A 21,063-nucleotide genomic window follows, 5' to 3' on the forward strand; every position below is an offset into this window, starting at 1 on the left:
GGGCTTTCGTCCTTCGGGTTAACGACGCAGGCTCATGCGCTGCAGCAGACCATCGCGGTCAATAAAGTGGTGTTTCAGTGCCGCCAGCACGTGGAGGATCACGGTGATCAGCAGCAGCTGGTTGAGCAGCGCGTGCACCCCGCCCAGCTGTTCCGCGAGCTCAGGGTTGGCCGCAATCAGGTCCGGCAGCGGCAGCACGCCGAACAGCACCACCGGGATGCCGTAGGCCGAGCTCATCAGCCAGCCGGACAGCGGCACCGCCAGCATCAGTACGTACAGCGCCAGGTGGCCGGCGTGGGCGGCCAGCCTGGCCAGTGGCGACATGGTGGCCGGCAGCGGCGGCGCGCCCTTGAGCAGGCGCAGCACGATGCGCACCACAACCAGCAGCAGCACGATGATGCCGCCCCACTTGTGGTAGCTGATCAGCTGGAACTTGGCCGGCGACAGCGGCAGGCTGGCCACGTACTTGCCGAAGGCAAAGGTCAGCACGATCAGCAGGCCGATCACCGCGTGCAGCAGGATCTGGCTAGGGTGGTAACGTTGCTTCATGTTCATTCAGGACTCCAGTTTTGCCGTAATGGCGGCACGCAGGCCGGCCAGCGTGGCCGTGATCTGCTTCAGTTCTTCATCGCTCATCGCATCGAATGCGCCATCGCAGTGGCTGGTGACGTCCGGGAAGGTGGCGCGGAACACGCTCTCCCCCTCGGCGGTCAGCGCCACGAACAGGCTGCGCCGGTCGTTGGCATCGACACGGCGGCTGATCAGCCCCTTGTCCAGCAGCCGGTCCAGCACCCCGGTCAGCGTGCCCTTGGTGATCAGGGTGCGGCCGGAGAGTTCCTTGCAGCTCATGCCCGGGGTGTTGCCCAGCGTCGCAATCACGTCGAATTGCGGCGGTGTCAGGCCGTGGCTGCGGATGCGGCTGCTGCTCAGCTGCTCGAACGCCTGGTAGGCGCGTACCAGCTCGCGTACCAGCGCCATAGAACGGGTCACACTGCGCTGTTGCATAGGAGTGTTCATCGCGGATTTGGTTCTCGTCAGGATAGTTTTAGTTAGTACAAAATAAAACACAGCATTTCTGAGTATCTATTCAGAAAAACTGAATGAGTGAGCAGGGCGGGGCGTTGCGGCCAGGCTTGGCCGCAACGGGGTGGGGCTTAGCCTTGGGTGCGCTGCGCGCGTTCTTCGCGCGGCGTGATGTTGAAGTGGCTGCGGTAGGTGCTGGAGAAGTGCGGGCCGCTGGAGAAGCCACAGGCGAGGCCGATCTGCACGATGGACTTGCTGGTCTGCTGCAAGAGCTGGCGCGCGCGGTTCAGGCGCAGCTCCAGGTAGTACTTGGACGGCACGGTGCCGAGGTACTGCTTGAACAGGCGCTCCAGCTGGCGGCGCGACACGCCGACGTAGTAGGCGATGTCGTCGGTGGTCAGCGGCTCCTCGATATTGGCCTCCATCAGGCTCACCGCCTCGGTCAGCTTGGGCTGGCTGCCGCCGATGCGGGTGGCCAGCGGGACGCGCTGCCGTTCGCTGCCGGGGCGCAGCCGTTCCATGCTGAAAACTTCCGACAGCTGCGCGGCGAATTCCGACCCAAGGTTGGCCGCAACCAGCGCCATCATGAAGTCGAAGGTGGCGGCGCCGCCGGTGCTGGTCAGGCGGTTGCCGTCGATCTCGTACAGGTTGGACGACACGATCACGTCGGGGAATTCGTCCGTCAGGCGGCTGATTTCCTGCCAGTGGATGGTGGCGCGGTGGCCGGCCAGCAGGCCGGCGCGCGCCAGCCAGTAGCTGCCGCAGTTGATGCCGGCGAGCATGGTGTGTTCGTTGAGCTGGCTGCCGATCACGCGCGCCAGCTCGTCGGCGGCGATGTCGACGCCGACCTCGTCGGCCAGCACCACCAGCACGTCCAGCTTGGGCGCGTGGGCCAGCGGCAGGTCCACCGCCAGGCGCAGGCCGTTGCTGAGCGTGACCGGCAGGCCGTCCAGCGACAGCGGCAGGAACTCGTAGCACTTTTTTTCCGCCAGCTGGTTGGCGCGGGTCAGCACCTCGGTGGCGATGGCGAAATCGGCCATCGACGCGTTGGGCAGCAGCAGGAAGCCGTAGCGGACGGGTTTGGTGCCGGAAGTTACGTTGACCATGTCTGCAATCTGGTGATGGGGCGAAGGGCGATGCAAATAAGAAGGCGCCATGCTGAGGTTATCGTCAGCATGGCGCTTGCTTGTCAAGCGGCGATTGTACGGCTTATTTCAGGCTGCCGGACAGGAATTGTGCCAGACGTTCGCTTTTCGGCTTGGTCAGCACCTCCTTCGGATGGCCCTGTTCCTCGATGCGGCCCTGGTGCAGGAAGATGACGTGGTTGGACACCTCGCGGGCGAAACCCATCTCGTGGGTGACCACCACCATGGTGCGGCCTTCGCGCGCCAGGTCCTGCATCACGCGCAGCACTTCGCCCACCAGTTCCGGGTCCAGCGCCGAGGTCGGCTCGTCGAACAGCATCACTTCCGGCTCCATCGCCAGCGCGCGGGCGATGGCCACGCGCTGCTGCTGGCCGCCGGACATGTGCGACGGGTACTTGTCCTCCACGTTCTTGAGGCCGACCTTGTCCAGGTACTTGCGGGCGCGGGCGATGGCTTCGTCCTTGGGCACGCCCAGCACGTGGATCGGCGCCTCGATGATGTTTTCCAGCACCGTCATGTGCGCCCACAGGTTGAAGTGCTGGAACACCATCGCCAGCTTGGTGCGCAGGCGCGCCAGCTGTTTCGGGTCTTCCGCCTTCAGCGCGCCGTTGCGCTTGTCGGTGACCAGCTTCAGCGTTTCGCCGGTGACGGCGATGGTGCCGCTGTGCGGCTGTTCCAGCATGTTGATGCAACGCAGGAAGGTACTCTTGCCGGAGCCGGAAGAGCCGATGATGCTGATCACGTCGCCGGCGTGGGCGGTCAGCGAGACGCCTTTCAGCACCTCGTGGCTGCCGTAGCTCTTGTGCAGGTCGATGACGTTCAGTTTGGTGTTGCCATCAGCGGCGGCGCCGACGGCGAGATCATGTTCTAGCGGTTTCATGCTGATAGCAACTTTCCGGTTTTAAAGGATTCAGGGGTGGCCACTTTGGCCAGCCACTGGCCGGTAATGGCGTAGTGGCGGCTTTCTGTAGCGTAGAGCATGCCGGGACGACTGGCGCGCAAGGTGGTGACGCGGTCGTTGACCGGGTCGATGATGTCGGCGATGGCGTCGCCGGCGGCGACGACGGTACCGGACTGCAAGTGGTAGTGCACCACGCCGGGATGCGGCGCCAGCAGGCTGTCTGAGCCGGCCAGCGGCGTCGCCGGGTAGCGCAGCTCCGGCAGCGCCGGGGCGGTGCCGGCGATCACGCCGCGGTGTTGCAGGAAGGCGATGATGGCGTCGGCATCCTGTGCCGCCAGCGCGTGGCTGACGTCGGCCTGGCCGCGCAGCTCGATGGTGACGGCGAGGCAGGCCATGTCGATGGCGGCGTCAAGGTTGGCCGCAGCCGCCATGTCGCGCAGTTGCCACCATAGCTGGCTGCAGGCTTCGTCGAACGGGTTGTCGCCGGATTCCTCGGCCAGCAGCGTGGCGGCGGCACCGAGATAGCGGGCCAGCGGTTCGCACTGCGGCCACAGCGGCGTGCCGGTGTACAGGTGCATCGCCGCGGCGCAGTCGCAGTGCAGGTCCAGCACCACGTCGGCGTCGCAGGCCAGCAGCATCAGCGTCTTGCGCTGTGCGGCCAGCTCGCTCGCCGGTTCGATGGCGGCGACCTTGCCGCGCAGCCGCTCGCGGATCAGGCCGGTGTTGGCTCGGGCGTCGCGGCCGAGTTCCGCTTTCAGCTCGTGAAAGATGTCGGCGGCAAAGGCGGGGTAGTGGCGGTTGAAGTTCTGGCCGCTGGCCAGCTCGAAACGGCCCAGCATCACGCCGTTCAGGTTCTGGTCGAGACCGATCGGGTTGGCGACCGGCACCAGCACCACTTCACCCTGCAGGCAGCCTTCGGCCTCCAGTGCGGCCAACCTTTGCTTCAGCTGCCAAGCGGTGAGCATGCCCGGCAGTTCGTCGGCGTGCAGGCTGGCCTGGATGTAGACCTTCTCGCCCTGTCCGGCGCTGCCGAAGTGAAAACTGCTGATCTGGCGTGCAGTGTTCAGGCTGATGGGCGGCAGCGGATGATCGATTCTGTGCATGACGGCTCCTTAGTGCTTGCGCGGCGCCAGGTAGGCCAGCCAGCGCTGCTCGGCCTTCTTGAACAGCCAGACCAGGGCAAAGGTCATCACCAGGTAGATGCCGGCCACGGTCAGGAACGGCTCGAACGGCATGTAGGTATCGCTGAACACGCGGCGGGCGACACCGGTCAGGTCGGCCAGCGTCACCAGGCCGGCGATCGAGGTCGACTGCATCATCATCACCACCTCGTTGCTGTAGGCCGGCAGCGCGCGGCGCAGCGCCGACGGGATCACGATGCGGCGCATCATCAGCCACTTGCCCATGCCCATCGCCTTGGCCGCCTCGATCTCGCCGTAGTGGGTGTTGCGGATCTGGCCGGCGAGGATCTCGGTGGTGTAGGCGGCGGTGTTCAGCGTGAACGCCAGGATGGCGCAGACGTAGGCTTCGCGCAGGTATTCCCACGCCCAGCTGTCACGCACCCAGTCGAACTGCGACAGGCCGTAGTAGATGATGAACAGCTGTACCAGTAGCGGGGTGCCGCGGAACACGTAGGTGTACAGCCACACCGGGCGCGCGACCCACTTGTTGCGCGACACGCGCATCAGCGCCATCGGCACCGCCAGCAGCAGGCCGAAGGCCAGCGACAGGCCGAGCAGCTCCAGCGTCAGTTGCAGGCCGTCGGAGGTGGACAGGATCGGGGCGCCGTCGGTGCCGCCGAGGAAGGCCGGGAAGCGTTCGATAATCAGGTTCAGGTCGATCACAGTTCAGTCTCCCGTACACCGGTGGAGTAGCGCTTTTCCAGGCGCTTGAGGGCGAAGTCGGACACGCTGGTGATGGCCAGGAAGATACAGCCGACCACGGCGTAGACGGTAAACGGCTCCTGGGTGATGGATTTGGCGGTATCGGCGCGGTACATCACGTCGTTGAGGCCGATCACCGACACCAGGGCGGTGGATTTCACCAGCACCAGCCAGTTGTTGGAGAAGCTCGGCAGCGCGAAGCGCACCATCTGCGGGAAGGTGATGCGCAGGAACACGCGCAGCGGGCTCATGCCGTAGGCGAGGCCGGCTTCCATCTGGCCCTTGGGCACCGCCATGATGGCGCCGCGGAAGGTTTCGGTCATGTAGGCGCCGAAGATGAAGCCGATGGTCATGACGCCGGCGAAGAAGGAGTTGATCTCCGGGGCTTCCCAGCCCATCTGCGAGAACAGCTCGTTGATCAGCATCTGCACGCCGAAGAACAGCAGCAGCATCCACACCAGGTCGGGCACGCCGCGCACCACGGTGGAATAGACTTCAGCCAGCCACGCGAGTGGCTTGGATGGCGACATCTTGAACATCGCCCCGATCAGGCCCAGTACCACGGACACCAGCAATGCCGACACTGCAACCTGCAGGGTCAGAATGGTGCCTTCCATGATGCTGGGCAGGTAGCCCTGTAGAAACATGGTATTACTCCGTTTTTTGCGTCTGGACGCTGCGGCCAACCTTGGGCCTGGCCGCAGCTGCACGGTATTGCCCGCGGGCGCTTACTTGCCGTAGATGTCGAAGCTGAAGTACTTCTTCTGGATCTTGTCGTAGCTGCCGTCGGCGCGGATCTGCTTCAGCGCGCCGTTGATGCGCGCCAGCAGTGCCTTGTCGCCCTTGCGCACGGCAATGCCGGAGCCGACGCCGAAGTATTTCGCTTCGTTGTAGTCGGGGCCGACCAGCGCAAAACCCTTGCCGTTCGGGGTCTTGATGAAGTCGGTGTCACCCACCGCGGCATCGACGAAGGCGGCGTCGACACGGCCGGCCTTCAGGTCCATGAACGATTCCGGCGCCTTGCCGTAGCTCACCAGCTGCGCACCCTGCTTGGCAAAGGTGTCACGCGCGTATTTTTCCTGGATCGAGGAACGCAGCACGCCGATCTTCTTGCCCTTGAACCAGGCCGCGTTGACCTGTGTGCCCTGCTTGGCCACCAGGCGGCTGGCCATGTTGTAGTACTTGTCGGAGAAGTCGACCGCCTTCTTGCGCTCTTCGGTGATGTTCATCGATGCGATCACGGCGTCGAATTTCTTCGCCTGCAGCGCCGGGATGATGCCGTCGAAATCCTGCGGCACGATCTCGCACTTCGCCTTCATCACCGCGCACAGTGCCTGGGCGATGTCGGGATCGAAGCCGGTCATCTTGCCGTCGGCACCCTGTTTCGAAAACGGCGGGTAGCTGGCATCGGTGGCAAAACGCAGGGTTTCTGCGGACACGGTTGCGGACAGGGCAAGGGCAAGCGTGCCTAGCGCGAGCAAAGGCTTCTTCATGAGTTCTCCGACAGGATGTTTTTATAGGTGTGAAAACCCCGCCTTCGGCTGAGGGCGGGGTAGGGGTGGCTTAGTTGCCGTATACGTTAAAGCTGAAGTACTTGTCCTGTACTTTCTTGTAGCTGCCGTCCTTGCGGATCTGGGCGATGGCCTGGTTCAGGCGCTCGGTCAGCTGCTTGTTGCCTTTTTTCACGGCAATGCCGGCACCGTAGCCGAAGTACTTGCTGTCGCTGTACTCCGGGCCGACGAAGGCGAAGCCCTTGCCCTGTGCGGTTTTCAGGAAGTCGGCGTCGCCGACCACCGAGTCGACGAACATGCCGTCAATGCGGCCGGATTTCAGGTCGAGGAAACCTTCCGGTGCCTTGCCGTAGGAAACGATGGTGGCACCGCTCTTGCCCCAGAAGTCCTTGGCGAACTTTTCCTGGGTGGACGCGCGCAGCGCACCGATTTTCTTGCCTTTGAACGCGGCCTGGTCAACCTTGGTGCCGGCCTTGGCGATCATGCGGCTGGGGGTGTTGTAGTACTTGTTGGTGAAGTCGACCGCCTTCTTGCGCTCGTCGGTGATCGACATCGACGACAGGATGGCATCGAACTTGTTGGCGTTCAGCGCCGGGATCAGGCCGTCCCAGTCCTGCGGCACGATCTCGCAGCTGGCCTTCATCGCGGCACACAGTGCGTAGGCGATATCCACGTCAAAGCCCTGCAGCTTGCCGTCGGCGCCCTGCTTGGCGAATGGCGGGTAGTTGCCGTCGATGCCGAAGCGGACGGTGTCGGCGTGGGCGGTGAACGCGGAAGCGGTCATGGCCAGCGCGGCCAGAACAAATGCTTTTTTCATGAGTCTCTATCTCTCTGAAAGATGAAGGATTCCCCGGGCAGGAGAATCATGTCCAGGCGGCGGCGTGTCGCCGCGCTCCCCCGGACATTCGAGCCAGTCGCGGCCCTTCCCTTTGGTGCTGGATAACGTTTTGTTGTTTTACCGCCCCCTCTGTCGGGAGGCAGGCAAATGTTGGCATGCAACGCGGCGACGTACAATCCACCACCTGTCATACCGAGGGCCGAAGCGGCAAGGGGGCGCATTCTACCGGTTTTTTGTTTGTTTTGGAAACGTGAGCAATATCAAATACTTGTCGTGATTTTTCGACGAAAATGGCGGCGGGTGCCACAGGGCCATTGTGTAATTTGCCGTCGCATTGCTGTAATGAAAAATGTGCCACTGGTACCCTGTCCGACAATCGCCCGTCTTTTCTATGCTGCAGTGCAGCCAATGAATCTGTACGGGGATGTCGCAATATGGAAATGCCTTGTCTGTGGTGGCTCTTACAATGCGTCCACACAACACCTGTGTCCTCATAACAAACGAGAAGCAACATGTCGCTTACGAACAAGACCGAATTTGTCGGCCTGATCGCCGATATCCAAGCCGTGGCTGAGCAAAAACTGGCCGATACGGAACGTGCCCGCCTCAGTAGTTTTATCCCCCTCTACTTTGAAGAAACCGAATCGGAAGATCTGAAGACCTTCTCTGCCCTGGACTTGTTCGGTGCGGCCAATGCGCATCTGGAATTCGCGCTCAAGCGCGCGCCGGGCCAGTTGAAGTCTCGTATCTACAATCCCGACTTCGAGCGGGACGGCTGGCAGAGTACGCACAGCGTGATCGAGATCGTGAACGACGACATGCCGTTCCTGATCGACTCCATCGCCATGCTGCTGACCCGCCACAACCTGAACCTGCACCTGCTGGTGCACCCGGTGCTGTCGGTCGGCCGCGACGCGAACGGCGTGATCGATGCGCTGAAGCGCACCGAAGACCGCTCGCTACCGCTGGAATCCTTCATCCACGTGCAGGTCGACCGCATCAGCGATCCGGACGCGCTGCACGCGCTGCAGCAGGAGCTGGAGCAGGTGCTGACCTATCTGCGCTGCGTGGTCAACGACGAGCCGCAAATGCGCGAAGTGCTGGCGCAGCTGCGTGCCGACCTCGACGGCATCAAGGGCGAGCGTGCCGCCGAAGCGGCCGAAGCCGTCGCCTTCCTCGACTGGATGGGCGCCAACCACTTCATTTTCATGGGCTACTGCGACTACGACCTGGTCAAGCGCGATGGCCAGGACAGCCTGAAGATCGTCAAGGACTCCGGCCTCGGCTTCCTGAAGGATCAGGGCGGCAAGGAGTACTCGGAGAGCTTCGAGGCGCTGCCGCCGGCACTGCGCGAACTGGCGCACCAGCCGCAGCTGATCATCCTCAACAAGTCGCAATCGCGCTCCGTGCTGCACCGTCCGGCCTACATGGACTTTGTCGGTCTCAAGCGCTTCAACAGCAAGGGCGAAGTGATCGGCGAACGCCGCTTCCTCGGCCTGTACACCGCCAGTGCCTACCAGGCGGCACCGAAGGACATCCCGCTGCTGCGCCAGAAGGTGGCGTCGGTGATCAGTGCCTGCGACTACGTCGACAACAGCTACAAGGCCAAGACCCTGGCCTTCGTGCTGGAAAGCTACCCGCGCGACGAGCTGTTTGAGATCCCGGTGGAAACGCTGCAGCCTATCGTGGAAGGCATCGTCAGCCTGCAGGAGCGCCCGCGCGTGCGCCTGTTCACCCGTGCCGACCGCTACCACCGCTACGTCAGCAGCCTGGTGTACGTGCCGCGTGACAGCTTCAACACCGAGATCCGCCTGAAGATCGAAAAAGTGCTGATGAGTGCCTTCAACGGTGCCTCCGCCGAGTTCAGCGTGCAGATCAGCGACAGCCCGCTGGCGCGCGTGCACTACATCATCCGCGTGCCGGCCGGCCAGCTGCCGCAGTTCCACGAGCACGAAGTGGAAAACGAGATCGCCCGCGTGGTGCGCGGCTGGGAAGAAGAACTGCACCAGCTGCTGCTGGAAGCGCACGGCGAAGAGAAGGGCAACCTGCTGTTCAACCGCTACCGTGGCGCCTTCCCGGTGGCCTACCGCGAAGAGTTCGCGGCGCGCAACGCGGTGCTGGACATCCAGCTGATCGAGGACGCCGCCGTACAGCATGGCCTGACCATGAAACTGTACCGCGCGTTCAACCGCAGCCACGGCTACAACCTGAAGCTGTTCCGTGCCGGCCAGCCGCTGGGCCTGTCCGCCAGCCTGCCTATCCTGGAAAACATGGGCGTGCAGGTGCGCGACGAGCATCCGTACCGCATCGAGCGCAACAATGCCACCGTCTGGATCAGCGATTTCGGCCTGGAGCTGGGTACCGTTGCCGAGGCGATGCAGGACGAGCTGGTGCAGCAGAACTTCCAGACGCTGCTGGCGCACGTGTTTGCCCGCGACGTGGAAAACGACGGCTTCAACCGTCTGGCCCTGGTGGCCGGCCTCGACTGGCGCGAGATCTCGCTGGTGCGCGCACTGGCGAAATACCTGCGCCAGGGCGGCCTCACCTTCAGCCAGGCCTACATCGAAAACTGCGTCGCGCACTATCCGCAGATCACCCGCCGTCTGGTGAAGCTGTTCGCCGCGCGCCTGCACCCGAGCGCGTTTGATGACGCCGCTGCGGCCAACCTGCAGGCCGAGCTGAAAGACCTGCTCAACGACGTCGCCAACCTCGACGAAGACCGCATCCTGAACGGCTTCCTGCAGGTGATCCTGGCCACGCGCCGTACCAACTTCTGGCAGAAGGATGCCCAGGGCGCGTTCAAGTCCTACATCTCCTTCAAGCTGGAGTCCAACGCCATTCCGTTCCTGCCGCAGCCGCGCCCGATGTTCGAGATCTGGGTGTACAGCCCGCGTGTCGAAGGCGTGCACCTGCGCGGTTCGAAAGTCGCCCGTGGCGGCCTGCGCTGGTCCGACCGCATGGAAGACTTCCGTACCGAAGTGCTGGGCCTGGTCAAGGCGCAGATGGTGAAGAACTCGGTGATCGTGCCGATGGGCTCCAAGGGCGGTTTCGTCGGCAAGCAACTGCCGGCACCGTCCGACCGCGAAGCGTTCATGGCCGAAGGCATCGCCTGCTACAAGACCTTCATCTCGGCACTGCTGGACGTCACCGACAACCTGGTGACCGGCCAGATCATTCCGCCGGCCGACGTGCGCCGTCTGGACCCGGATGATCCGTACCTGGTGGTGGCCGCCGACAAGGGCACCGCGACCTTCTCCGACATCGCCAACGGCATCTCCGAAGCCTACAACTTCTGGCTGGGCGACGCGTTCGCCTCCGGCGGTTCCGCCGGCTACGACCACAAGGGCATGGGCATTACCGCCCGCGGCGCGTGGGAATCGGTGAAACGCCACTTCCGCCACCTGGGCGTCAACACCCAGGAGCAGGATTTCACCGTGATCGGCATCGGCGACATGGCCGGCGACGTATTCGGCAACGGCATGCTGCTGTCCGAGCACATCTGCCTGAAGGCGGCGTTCAACCACCTGCACATCTTCCTGGATCCGACGCCGAACGCGGCGGCCAGCTTCGCCGAGCGTGCGCGCCTGTTCAACCTGCCGCGCTCCAGCTGGGCAGACTACAACCGCGAGCTGATCTCGCAGGGCGGCGGCATCTTCGAGCGCTCCGCCAAGTCCATCCCGCTGTCGCCGGAAGTGAAGGCCTGGCTGGAAACCGACAAGGACAGCATGGCGCCGAACGAGCTGATCCACGAAATCCTGAAGGCCAAGGCCGACCTGCTGTACAACGGCGGTATCGGTACCTACGTCAAGGCCTCGACGCAGAGCCACGCCGACGCCCGCGACCGCGCCTGCGATCCGGTGCGTGTCGACGGTCGCGACCTGCAGGTGCGCGTGGTGGCCGAAGGCGGCAACCTGACCTGCACCCAGCTGGGCCGTGTCGAGTTCGCGCTGTCCGGTGGCCGCATCTGCACCGACGCCATCGACAACTCCGCCGGTGTCGACTGCTCCGACCACGAAGTCAACATCAAGATCCTGATGGGCGCGGTGATGCAGGCCGGCGACATGACGCTGAAACAGCGTAACGACCTGCTGGCCGAGATGACCGAAGAAGTCGGCCACCTGGTGCTGCGCAACAACTACCTGCAGACCCAGGTGCTGGCGATCAATCGCAGCCACGCCGCGTCGATGCTCAGCGCCCACTCGCGCATGATCAACCACATGGAGAAGACCGGCGAACTCAATCGCGAGATCGAGTACCTGCCGTCGGAAACCCAGATCAACGAGCGTCGCCTGGCACGCCAGGGTCTGACGCCGCCGGAAGTGGCGGTACTCCTGGCCTACGGCAAGATCTCGCTGGATCAGGCGATCCTGGCGACCGACGTGCCGGACGACGCCGACTTCATGCCGGTGCTGGTGAACTACTTCCCGCAGCCGCTGCAACAGCGCTTCGGCGAGCAGATGCAGAAGCACCACCTGAAGCGCGAGATCATCGCCAACCAGCTGGCCAACCAGATCGTCAACCGCATGGGCGTGACCTTCGTGTTCCGCCTGCAGGAAGAGTCGGCGTTCTCCGCTGCCGACATCACCCGTGCATTCTGGATCGCCAGCCGCGTGTTCGACGCAGAGAGCCTGTGGACGCAGATCGAGGCGCTGGACAACAAGGTATCGGCCGACCTGCAGGTCGACATGATGGTGATGGTGCGTACCCTGGTGGAACGCGTGGTGCGCTGGGTACTGCGCAACCGCCGTCCGTCCGGTTCGGTCAACGCGGTCATCGCCCAGTACGGTGCCAAGGTGCAGGCGCTGCTGCAGCAACTGCCGCAGCTGATCAGTGCCGAGGTCTATCCGCAGGTTGCCCGTCTGGAAGCCCGCTTCAACCAACCTAACGTACCGGCCGCACTGGCCAGCGTGCTGGCGCGTCTGGAGTTCGCGGTACCGCTGATGGACATCATCGAGATCGCAGAGGGCAGCGAGCTGGCGCTGGACATCATTGCCGCCAACTACCTGCAACTGGGCCGCGACCTGCAGCTGGACTGGCTGCGTGCCGCCATCACCCAGCTGCCGCGCGACAACCGCTGGCAATCGCTGGCGCGCTCGGCGCTGCGCGACGACCTGTATCGTCAGCACCGCGAGCTGACGCGTCAGGCGCTGCACGAGGCGAGCGAAGCGGCCTTCGTCAACGCCTGGCTGGCGCAGCGCGCCGCCGATGTCGAGGCCTGCCAGCAGATGTTCGTCGAGCTGCAGTCGTTCGACGTGCTGGACCTGGCGATGTTGTCTGCCGGCATGCGCGAGCTGAACAACCACCTGCTCGCCTAAGTTTCCGTTTTACTACTCCCTTTGAAGCCGACCGCAAGGTCGGCTTTTTTTTGTTGTCGCTTTACGACAAACAACTGTTTGAATGCGTGGTGCAGGGCAGGGTTGGTTGCGGTGCACCAAATTCCATTTTTCCCGCGTATAGGCAGATTTGTTGCCAGAACGACCGGATCTTGCGCACCAACAAGGTGCTGTTCATTCCCATGTCTTAGAAAGGGGGATGACACGGCCGGACGGGGAAAATAATTTTTGCTTGTTTTATTAAACGGTGTGATTAAATTATTAGACGCTGGTTGAGCGCAGATTGACCGCCCCGGTATGCAGAACAAAAGCGCTTTACAGTCCAAGCGATGCTGGTTAATCTGAATAAACTGAAACACAGTTCCGCATTGCGGAATTATAATGGAGAATACTGGATGGGCATCTCAACACCGGCCAGTGACACGCTGGTCAGCTTTCGTGGCGTGCAGAAGAGCTACGATGGTGAGTCACTGATCGTCAAGCATCTCGACCTCGACATCCGTCGCGGGGAATTCCTTACCATGCTCGGCCCCTCCGGCTCCGGCAAGACCACCTGCCTGATGATGCTGGCCGGCTTTGAAACGCCGACCCACGGCGAGATCCGTCTTGACGGCCAGCTGCTGAACAACGTGCCGCCGCACAAGCGCAACATCGGCATGGTGTTCCAGAACTACGCGCTGTTCCCACACATGACGGTGGCGGAAAACCTGGCCTATCCGCTGACCATCCGCAAGATGAACAAGAGCGAGATCGCCGAGCGCGTGAAAAAGGCGCTGGGCATGGTCAAGCTCGACGCGCTGGCACACCGCTACCCGGGCCAGATGTCCGGCGGCCAGCAGCAGCGCGTGGCGCTGGCGCGGGCGCTGGTGTTCGAACCGCAGCTGGTGCTGATGGACGAACCGCTGGGCGCGCTGGACAAGCAGCTGCGCGAACACATGCAGCTGGAAATCAAGCACATCCACGAGAACCTCGGCATCACCGTGGTGTACGTGACCCACGACCAGGGCGAGGCGCTGACCATGTCCGACCGCGTGGCGGTGTTCAAGGACGGTGTGATCCAGCAGATCGATGCGGCCAACGTGCTGTACGAGGCACCGGTCAACTCCTTCGTCGCCAACTTCATCGGCGAGAACAACACCCTGCACGGCGAAGTGGTTGACGTTGCCGGCCAGCACTGCGCGGTGCGTCTGGCCAGCGGCGAGGTGGTCAAGGCCTCGGCGATCTGCGTTGGCCGCAACGGCGAGCCGACCTCGATGTCGATCCGTCCGGAGCGCGTGCGCCTGAACCAGCTGGCGGAAGCCTGCGAAAACCGTCTCAAGGCCAAGCTGGCGGAATTCATCTACTTCGGCGACCACGTGCGCCTGCGCCTCGATGTCGCCGGCCAGAGTGGCTTCATGGTCAAGGTACCGGTCGGCGAGCTGGACAGCAGCTGGAAGGCCGGCGACATGCTCGATGTCGGCTGGATGGCACGCGATATCCGCGCGCTGGACTCCGCCATTGTCAGCCACTAAAAAACAAGCCTGCCTACAGGCGTAAAAACCCCCACGTAATGCAAATGAGCAATACCCCCAGAGGAGAATGACAATGACCAAGAAATACCTGCCACGCGTTGCTGTGTTGTCGGTTGCCATGGCGCTGGCCGCCCCGGCAATGGCCAAGGACCTGACCGTGATTTCGTTCGGTGGCGCCAACAAGGACGCCCAGGTTGCGGCCTACTACCAGACCTTCGAAAAGGCCACCGGCCACAAGATCACCGCCGGTGACTACAACGGCGAAATGGCCAAGATCAAGGCCATGGTCGACACCAAGAAAGTCAGCTGGGATCTGGTGGAAGTCGAGTCGCCGGAACTGCTGCGTGGCTGTGAAGAGGGCATGTTCGAGAAGATCAACTGGGCGAAAGTGGGCAACAAGGCCGACTTCGTGAAACCGGCGGTCACCGAGTGCGGCGTCGGCATGTTCGTATGGTCCACCGCGATGGCCTACAACGCCGACAAGCTGAAAGTGGCACCGAAGAGCTGGGCCGATTTCTGGGACGTGAAGAAATTCCCGGGCAAGCGCGGCCTGCGCAAGGGCGCCAAGTACACCCTAGAGTTCGCGATCCAGGCTGACGGCGTGAAGCCGGCCGACGTGTACAAGGTGCTGTCGACCAAGGCCGGCGTGGACCGCGCCTTCAAGAAACTGGACCAGCTGAAGCCGAACATCCAGTGGTGGGAAGCCGGCGCGCAGCCGCCGCAGTTCCTGGCCTCCGGTGACGTGGTGATGAGCTCGGCCTACAACGGCCGTATCGATACCGCGCAGAAGGAAGGCAAGAACCTGAAAGTGGTGTGGACCGGCAGCGTGTACGACGTCGATTCGTGGGCGATTCCGAAGGGTTCGCCGAAGGCTAAAGAGGCACTGGACTTCATCAAGCACGCCAGCCTGCCGCAATACCAGGCCATCTACTCCAGCAAGATCGCCTACGGTCCGACCAACATGAAGGCGATCCAGAAGGTGGATCCGAAGTCGGCATCCAACCTGCCGACCTGGCCGGCCAACCTGAAGAACGCCCTGGCCCTGGACGTGAACTTCTGGGTCGAGAATGGCGAAGAGCTGGAAGAGCGTTTCAACGCTTGGGCTGCACGCTAATCGCTGTCCTGGCAGCCTGACACCGTTGCGGCCAACCCTGGCCGCAACGGGGGACGGCTGCCGTTGTCTGCTGCCATGCGGCCCGGTCCCGACCGGGCTGCACTCATCAAGTGTTTGCCCATGTCCGAGACCATGACCATGAATGCGCCACTGACTGCCGCCGACGGCGAATCCCTGAAAGTCAAGCTGGCCCGCGAACGTCGCAACAAGCAGCTGAAGGCTATCGCGCTGGTTGCGCCACTGGCGCTGTTCCTGTTGCTGACCTTCCTGGTGCCGATTGCCATGCTGCTCAAGCGCAGCGTGGACAACCCGGAAGTCATTACCTATCTGCCGCAGACCTCGGCCGAAATCGCCGGCTGGGATCGGCGCGGCCTGCCGTCGGAAGCGGTGTTTGCCGCGATGGCACGCGACCTGACCGTCGCCAAGGAACAGAAGACCGTTCCCGAAATCTCCAAGCGCCTGAACATGGACATCAGCGGCTTCCGCTCGCTGATCCAGCGTACCGCCCGCAAGATGCCGCTGGAAGTGGCCGCCGGCGAATCGGTGCGCGACCAGTTCATCGCGATGGACGAACGCTGGGGCGACCCCGACCACTGGCACGTGATCGCCAAGAACGCCAAGTCGTGGACGCCGTACTACCTGTACAGCTCGCTGGACCTGCGCGAAACCAAGGCCGGCATGCCGGAGCTGGCGCCGGAAGAAGAGCGCGCCTTCCTCAGCATCTTCGGCCGCACGCTGTGGATGAGCATGTGGATCACGCTGATCAGCGTGTTGCTGGGCTACCCGATTGCCTACTGGCTGGCCAACCTGCCGGCGCGCAAGAGCAACCTGCTGATGATCCTGGTGCTACTGCCGTTCTGGACCTCGGTGCTGGTGCGCGTGGCGTCGTGGATCGTGCTCTTGCAACAGGAGGGCCTGATCAACTCGGCGCTGATGGGGCTGGGCATCATCGGCGAGCCGCTGCAGCTGGCGTTCAACCGCACCGGCGTCTACATCGCCATGGTGCACATCCTGCTGCCGTTCGTGATCCTGCCGGCCTACAGCGTGATGAAGAGCATTCCGCCGACCTATATGCGCGCCGCCATCTCGCTGGGCGACCACCCGTTCGCCGCGTTCTGGAAGATCTACTTCCCGCAGACGGTGGCCGGTGTCGCGGCCGGCGCCCTGCTGGTGTTCATCATGTGCATGGGCTACTACATCACCCCGGCCCTGCTGGGCGGCCCGCAAGAGCAGATGGTCAGCTACTACGTCGCGTTCTACACCAACGTCACCATCAACTGGGGCATGGCCGCGGCACTGGGCTCGCTGCTGCTGGTCGCCACCATGACGCTGTACGCGGTGTACAGCAAGCTGGTGGGTGCTAACAAACTGAGTCTGGGGTAAATCATGCTGCCAAACTACGCTTCCCCGATCGAGCGCATCTGGTTCTGGACCTTCCGCATCCTGTGCGTGTCGGTCCTGATCTTCCTGGTGTCGCCGCTGCTGGTGATCATTCCGTTGTCGTTCTCGGACAACACCTTCCTGCTGTACCCGATCGAGAACTTCTCGCTGCGCTGGTACCAGGAATTCTTCGGCAACGAGGTGTGGCTGAACTCGCTGAAGAACAGCTTCATCGTGGCGCCGGCGGCGACGCTGCTGGCGATGGCGCTCGGCTCGCTGGCCGCGGTCGGGCTGAGTTCCAGCAACTTCCCCGGCAAGTCGCTGCTGATGAGCATCCTGATCTCGCCGATGGTGGTGCCGGTGGTGATCGTCGGCGTCGGTTCCTACCTGTTCTTCGCGCCGCTGGGGCTGACCAACAGCTACCTCGGCCTGATCCTGGTACACACCGCGCTGGGCGTGCCCTTCGTGGTGATCACCGTGTCGGCGACGCTGGGCAACTTCAACGTCAACCTGATCAAGGCCAGCGCCAACCTCGGCGCCAACCCGCTGACCACCTACCGCCGTGTGGTGTTCCCGCTGATCGCGCCGGGCGTGATCTCCGGCGGCCTGTTCGCCTTCGCCACCTCGTTCGACGAGGTGGTGGTCACCCTGTTCCTGGCCGGTCCGGAGCAGTCGACGCTGCCACGGCAGATGTTCGGCGGCATCAAGGAAAACATCAGCCCGGCGATCGCCGCCGCGGCCACGGTGCTGATCCTGTTCTCCATCGCGCTGCTGCTGACGCTGGAATGGCTGCGCGGCCGCGCCGAGAAGATGCGTACCGCGGTCGAACACTGATCCGGGATGCTGTTGCAGCCACGCCCGTACCTGCCGGTACGGGCGTTTTTTTTGCTGCGCTGTGCCGCCTGTAATAATTGAAACACGCGGCACGGCGATTTCTGATAAAGAAGAGCAAAACAGGAGGCAACACAGATGGAGCACGTATACCGCATTCTGGTCGTCGATGACGAAGAGGACGTCCGCGAGTGGCTGGCCAGCCTGCTGCAGGAAGTCGGCTACGTGGTGGACGGGGTCGCTGACGGCAAGGCCATGCGCGCGGCGCTGGCCGAGCGGGCGTATGCGCTCTTGGTGCTGGATTTGCGGCTGCGTGGCGAGGACGGCCTGCAACTGGCGCGCGAGTGGCGGCAGAAGTCGGCCATTCCCATCATCATGATGAGCGGCAAGGGCGACGAAACCGACCGCGTGCTCGGGCTGGAAATGGCGGCGGACGACTATCTGACCAAGCCGTTTTCCGGACGGGAGTTCCTGGCCCGCATCCGGGCCGCACTGCGCCGCACCACCGAGCTGTCGCGCCCTGCCTTGCCCAGGCAGGACGAGGCGCACGAGTGCTACCACTTTGCCGGCTGGACGCTGGACCTGACCGGGCGCACCCTGCAGCAGCCGGACGGGCAGGGCTGTGCGCTGACGCAGGGGGAGTTTGCGCTGCTGGCGACGCTGGTGCGTCACCCCGGTCGCGTCTGGAGCCGCGAACAGTTGCTGGAACACACCCGTGGTCTGGATACCGAGGTGTTCGACCGTACCATCGATGTGCTGATCCTGCGCCTGCGCCGCAAGATCGAGCCCAATCCGCGCTGCCCGCAGCTGATCTGTACCGAACGCGGTGCCGGTTACCTGTTCAAGGCCGGCGTCAGCCGCAGCTGAGGCGATGATGCCGTTTGCGGCCAACCTTGGCCTGTGGCCACCGGCGCAGCAGATCCGTATCCGGCTGCAGGCGGCGTTCGTGGTGCTGTTCGTGCTGATGCTGCTGCTGACCGTGGTCGGGGTCGACGGCATGCGCGTCACCCTGCGCACGCTGACGGGCTTTCGCGAAGAGGTGATGCCGGAGCTGGCCCAGGTGCTGGAGCTGGCCGAAAAGGTGTCGCAGGTGGCGGCCGTGGCGCCGAACCTGGCCGATACCTACGCCCCCGGTTCGCTGGGGAACGATATTCGCCGCCTGCAATTCCTGATGAGCGACATCCGCCGCCTGTCACGCACGCTGCCGGCGCAGGCCGACGCCGAGCTGGCGGTCAGCACCATGCTGGAGGGCGCCGAGCGGGATCTGCAGCAGTTGCTGCTGCTGTCCAGCGACAAGCGCCGGCATCAGGACGTTCTCGACACCTACCTGCAGCGGCTGGACTGGCTGGGGACGCAGCTGGCCAGCCGCGCCCCTGCCCGTGCGCAGCAGGCGCCGACGCTGCTGCCCCTGTGGCAGACACTGCTGGCGGTGCCGCTGGCGCGCGACCGCGCCCGGCTGGGGGTGCTGGAGGCCGATGCCGAGGCGCTGATGCTGGCGATGCAGCGGCGCGGCGAGCTGCAGGCCTTGCCGCCGTGGCTGGCGATCGAGCTGGAGGTGATGCTGGCCTCGCCGCAGAACATCTTCGAGCAGCGCCGGCGCATCGTCGAGACCAACGACCGCATGGCGGCGCTGCTGCAGCTGTATCGCGGCAATGCCGAACACCTCAGCCTGCGCAGCGCGCATTACGTCAAGGCCTTGCGCGCCCGGGCCGATCAGCGCAGCGCACAGGTGCAGGCCACCATCCGTTCCGGTATCAGCGGCCTGATGCTGCTGGCGGCGGTGGGGGTCGTCATTGCCTTGCTGGCTGCCGGCTATGTGCGACGGGTGGCCGGGCAGATCCAGTCCATCGCCTCGGTGATGAGCAAGCTGGCCGCCGGGGACCTGCACCAGGCGACGCCGGCCACCGAGCGCCGCGACGAGATCGGCGAGCTGGCGCGTGCCTTCCAGGTGTTCCGCGACGTGCTGCGGGAAAAGCAGCGCCTGGCACAGGGCATGGAGGCACAGCAGCGGCTGCTGCAGACGGTGTTCCTCAGCATGAACGACGGCTTGTCGGTCTACGACGCCCAGGGCGGCCTGATGGTGTGGAACCCGCGCTTCCCGGCCATGCTGGGCATCAGCGAGGGGCAGCTGTCGGTGGGCATGCCGCTGGCGACGCTGCGCGGCAGCATGGCGCCGGGCACGCGCTGGCAGGTGCTGGGCAACGACGCCGTCACCTATATCGGCGACGGTCGCGAACGCATTGCCAGCAATGCCGAATTGCACCTGCCCGATGGCCGGGTGCTGGAGTTTTTCAGCCGCGCGATGCCGGAGGGAGGCTGGGTGGCCGTGTGCCGCGATGTTTCCGCCCGTCGCGCCGCGGAAAACCAGGTGCGGCAGATGCAGAAAATGGAGGTGCTGGGCCAGCTGACCGGCGGCGTGGCGCACGACTTCAACAACATCCTGCTGGCCATCCTCGGCAATCTGGAGCTGCTGGAAAAGCGCGACGACCTGCCGCCGGAGGCCCGTCACCGGCTGGAGCGCGCCCACGCCGCCGCCAACAAGGCCGCGGCCCTGACGCGACGACTGCTGGCCTTTGCCCGCCGCCAGCCGCTGAGCAACGAGCTGGTCGATTGCAGCGACATGCTGCACGAGATGCTGGACCTGATCGAATACAGCGTCAGCGAGGGCATCCAGGTCGGGATCGAGGCCGGACCGGGGCTGACGGTGTGTGTCGATCGCGGCCAGCTGGAGAACGCCATCCTCAATCTGGCCCTGAATGCGTCGCAAGCGATGGGCGATCGCGGCCGGCTGCAACTGCGGGCCGAGCGTTGTTCGCACGGTCACCCCTTGCCGGCGGGCGACGCCATCTGCCTCAGCGTGAACGACAACGGCCCCGGCATCCCGCCGGAGGTGCTGCCGCACGTGCTGGAGCCGTTCTTTACCACCAAGGAGCATGGCAAGGGCAGCGGTCTGGGCTTGTCCATCGTCTACGGCTTCGTGCGTCAGAGCGGCGGCGAGCTGGAAATCAGCAGCCGGCAGGGGCAGGGCACCACCATCCGCATCTGGCTGCCGGCCTGCGCCGCGCAGGCCGGGCCGGGCGCCGATCCGGCACCGCTCCCCCCGGTGCCGCGCGGCCTGCGCGTGCTGCTGGTGGAGGACGATGCCGACGTGCGCGACACCGCGCTGGCGCTGCTGCAGCAGCTGGGCGCCGAGGTCAGCGCGGTCGCCGGGGCGGAGGCGGCGCTGCAGTGGCTGCAGGCCGGCGGCGTGGCGGACATGGTGCTGTCGGACATCATGCTCGGCGACGGTGGCGACGGCGTGCACCTGTATCGCCGTCTGCAGCAAGGTTGGCCGCAACTGCCGGTGGTGCTCGCCTCCGGCCTGCCGCCGGAGCACCACGCCAGCCGCCGGGACTGGCCCGGGCAGGCGGTCTTTCTCGCCAAGCCGTACAGCCTGGCAGACCTTGCCCGGCTGCTGCAGCAACTGCCGGCCGCCGGGCGCTGAACCGCCGGGCTTGTTGCAATTGTTAACGGCCGCGGGCCGCGCCTGAAATCCGTCATTAACTTCGCCGCGTTTAGATGGCAGCAATACAACGTGAGCCACGATACAGAGA

The 21,063-nt window shown here is 64.1% G+C and carries 16 protein-coding genes; 7 read left to right on the forward strand and 9 right to left on the reverse strand.

Annotated features, from left to right (window positions below; genetic code table 11):
* Positions 1-18: 18 nt before the first annotated feature.
* From IE100_RS11635 to aotJ (IE100_RS11675), 9 genes are all read right to left on the reverse strand, one after another.
* Positions 19-555 (reverse strand): cytochrome b, encoded by a 537-nt coding sequence (locus tag IE100_RS11635; RefSeq protein ID WP_189374401.1) that lies wholly within the window; start codon positions 553-555, stop codon positions 19-21.
* On the reverse strand, positions 556-990 hold the full coding sequence (locus IE100_RS11640) for a MarR family winged helix-turn-helix transcriptional regulator (RefSeq protein WP_229800356.1): 435 nt from the start codon (positions 988-990) through the stop codon (positions 556-558).
* 164 nt (positions 991-1,154) lie between these two features.
* On the reverse strand, positions 1,155-2,129 hold the full coding sequence (locus IE100_RS11645; protein WP_189374404.1) for a GlxA family transcriptional regulator: 975 nt from the start codon (positions 2,127-2,129) through the stop codon (positions 1,155-1,157).
* A 103-nt stretch (positions 2,130-2,232) separates the two neighbouring features.
* Positions 2,233-3,048 carry an ABC transporter ATP-binding protein gene (locus tag IE100_RS11650; protein ID WP_229800357.1) on the reverse strand — a complete coding sequence of 272 codons (816 nt, stop codon included), beginning with the start codon at positions 3,046-3,048 and terminating at the stop codon, positions 2,233-2,235.
* Positions 3,045-4,172 carry a succinylglutamate desuccinylase/aspartoacylase family protein gene (locus IE100_RS11655; protein ID WP_189374406.1) on the reverse strand — a complete coding sequence of 376 codons (1,128 nt, stop codon included), beginning with the start codon at positions 4,170-4,172 and terminating at the stop codon, positions 3,045-3,047. The genes IE100_RS11650 and IE100_RS11655 overlap by 4 nt, the downstream gene beginning before the upstream one ends.
* A gap of 9 nt (positions 4,173-4,181) precedes the next feature.
* Positions 4,182-4,913: an ABC transporter permease gene (locus IE100_RS11660; protein WP_189374408.1), complete on the reverse strand. Its 732-nt coding sequence runs from the start codon at positions 4,911-4,913 to the stop codon at positions 4,182-4,184.
* On the reverse strand, positions 4,910-5,599 hold the full coding sequence (locus IE100_RS11665) for an ABC transporter permease (protein WP_189374410.1): 690 nt from the start codon (positions 5,597-5,599) through the stop codon (positions 4,910-4,912). Before IE100_RS11665 ends, IE100_RS11660 begins: the two co-directional genes overlap by 4 nt.
* A gap of 81 nt (positions 5,600-5,680) precedes the next feature.
* The gene (gene aotJ / locus IE100_RS11670) at positions 5,681-6,445 is read right to left on the reverse strand and encodes an L-arginine-binding protein AotJ (RefSeq protein ID WP_189374412.1); all 765 of its coding nucleotides are present in this window, start codon (positions 6,443-6,445) and stop codon (positions 5,681-5,683) included.
* A 70-nt stretch (positions 6,446-6,515) separates the two neighbouring features.
* The gene (gene aotJ / locus IE100_RS11675) at positions 6,516-7,280 is read right to left on the reverse strand and encodes an L-arginine-binding protein AotJ (protein WP_189374413.1); all 765 of its coding nucleotides are present in this window, start codon (positions 7,278-7,280) and stop codon (positions 6,516-6,518) included.
* A 533-nt stretch (positions 7,281-7,813) separates the two neighbouring features.
* On the opposite strand from aotJ (IE100_RS11675), the gene IE100_RS11680 reads away from it, so the two are divergent.
* The 7 genes from IE100_RS11680 to IE100_RS11710 all read left to right on the forward strand — a co-directional run bounded on the left by IE100_RS11680 (position 7,814) and on the right by IE100_RS11710 (position 20,954).
* Positions 7,814-12,616 carry an NAD-glutamate dehydrogenase gene (locus IE100_RS11680; protein WP_189374415.1) on the forward strand — a complete coding sequence of 1,601 codons (4,803 nt, stop codon included), beginning with the start codon at positions 7,814-7,816 and terminating at the stop codon, positions 12,614-12,616.
* A gap of 413 nt (positions 12,617-13,029) precedes the next feature.
* Complete coding sequence (locus IE100_RS11685) at positions 13,030-14,145, forward strand: ABC transporter ATP-binding protein (protein ID WP_189374417.1); 1,116 nt, start codon at positions 13,030-13,032, stop codon at positions 14,143-14,145.
* A gap of 73 nt (positions 14,146-14,218) precedes the next feature.
* Complete coding sequence (locus IE100_RS11690) at positions 14,219-15,259, forward strand: ABC transporter substrate-binding protein (RefSeq protein ID WP_229800358.1); 1,041 nt, start codon at positions 14,219-14,221, stop codon at positions 15,257-15,259.
* Positions 15,260-15,379: 120 nt separating this feature from the next.
* On the forward strand, positions 15,380-16,642 hold the full coding sequence (locus IE100_RS11695; protein WP_189374421.1) for an ABC transporter permease: 1,263 nt from the start codon (positions 15,380-15,382) through the stop codon (positions 16,640-16,642).
* A gap of 3 nt (positions 16,643-16,645) precedes the next feature.
* Complete coding sequence (locus IE100_RS11700; RefSeq protein WP_189374423.1) at positions 16,646-17,473, forward strand: ABC transporter permease; 828 nt, start codon at positions 16,646-16,648, stop codon at positions 17,471-17,473.
* 135 nt (positions 17,474-17,608) lie between these two features.
* Complete coding sequence (locus IE100_RS11705; protein WP_189374425.1) at positions 17,609-18,337, forward strand: response regulator; 729 nt, start codon at positions 17,609-17,611, stop codon at positions 18,335-18,337.
* A 4-nt stretch (positions 18,338-18,341) separates the two neighbouring features.
* Positions 18,342-20,954, forward strand: a complete 2,613-nt coding sequence (locus tag IE100_RS11710; protein WP_229800359.1) for a hybrid sensor histidine kinase/response regulator — start codon at positions 18,342-18,344, stop codon at positions 20,952-20,954.
* The last annotated feature ends 109 nt before the right edge of the window (positions 20,955-21,063 follow it).

The sequence above is a fragment of the Vogesella alkaliphila genome, from assembly GCF_014652475.1.
GTDB lineage: Bacteria > Pseudomonadota > Gammaproteobacteria > Burkholderiales > Chromobacteriaceae > Vogesella > Vogesella alkaliphila.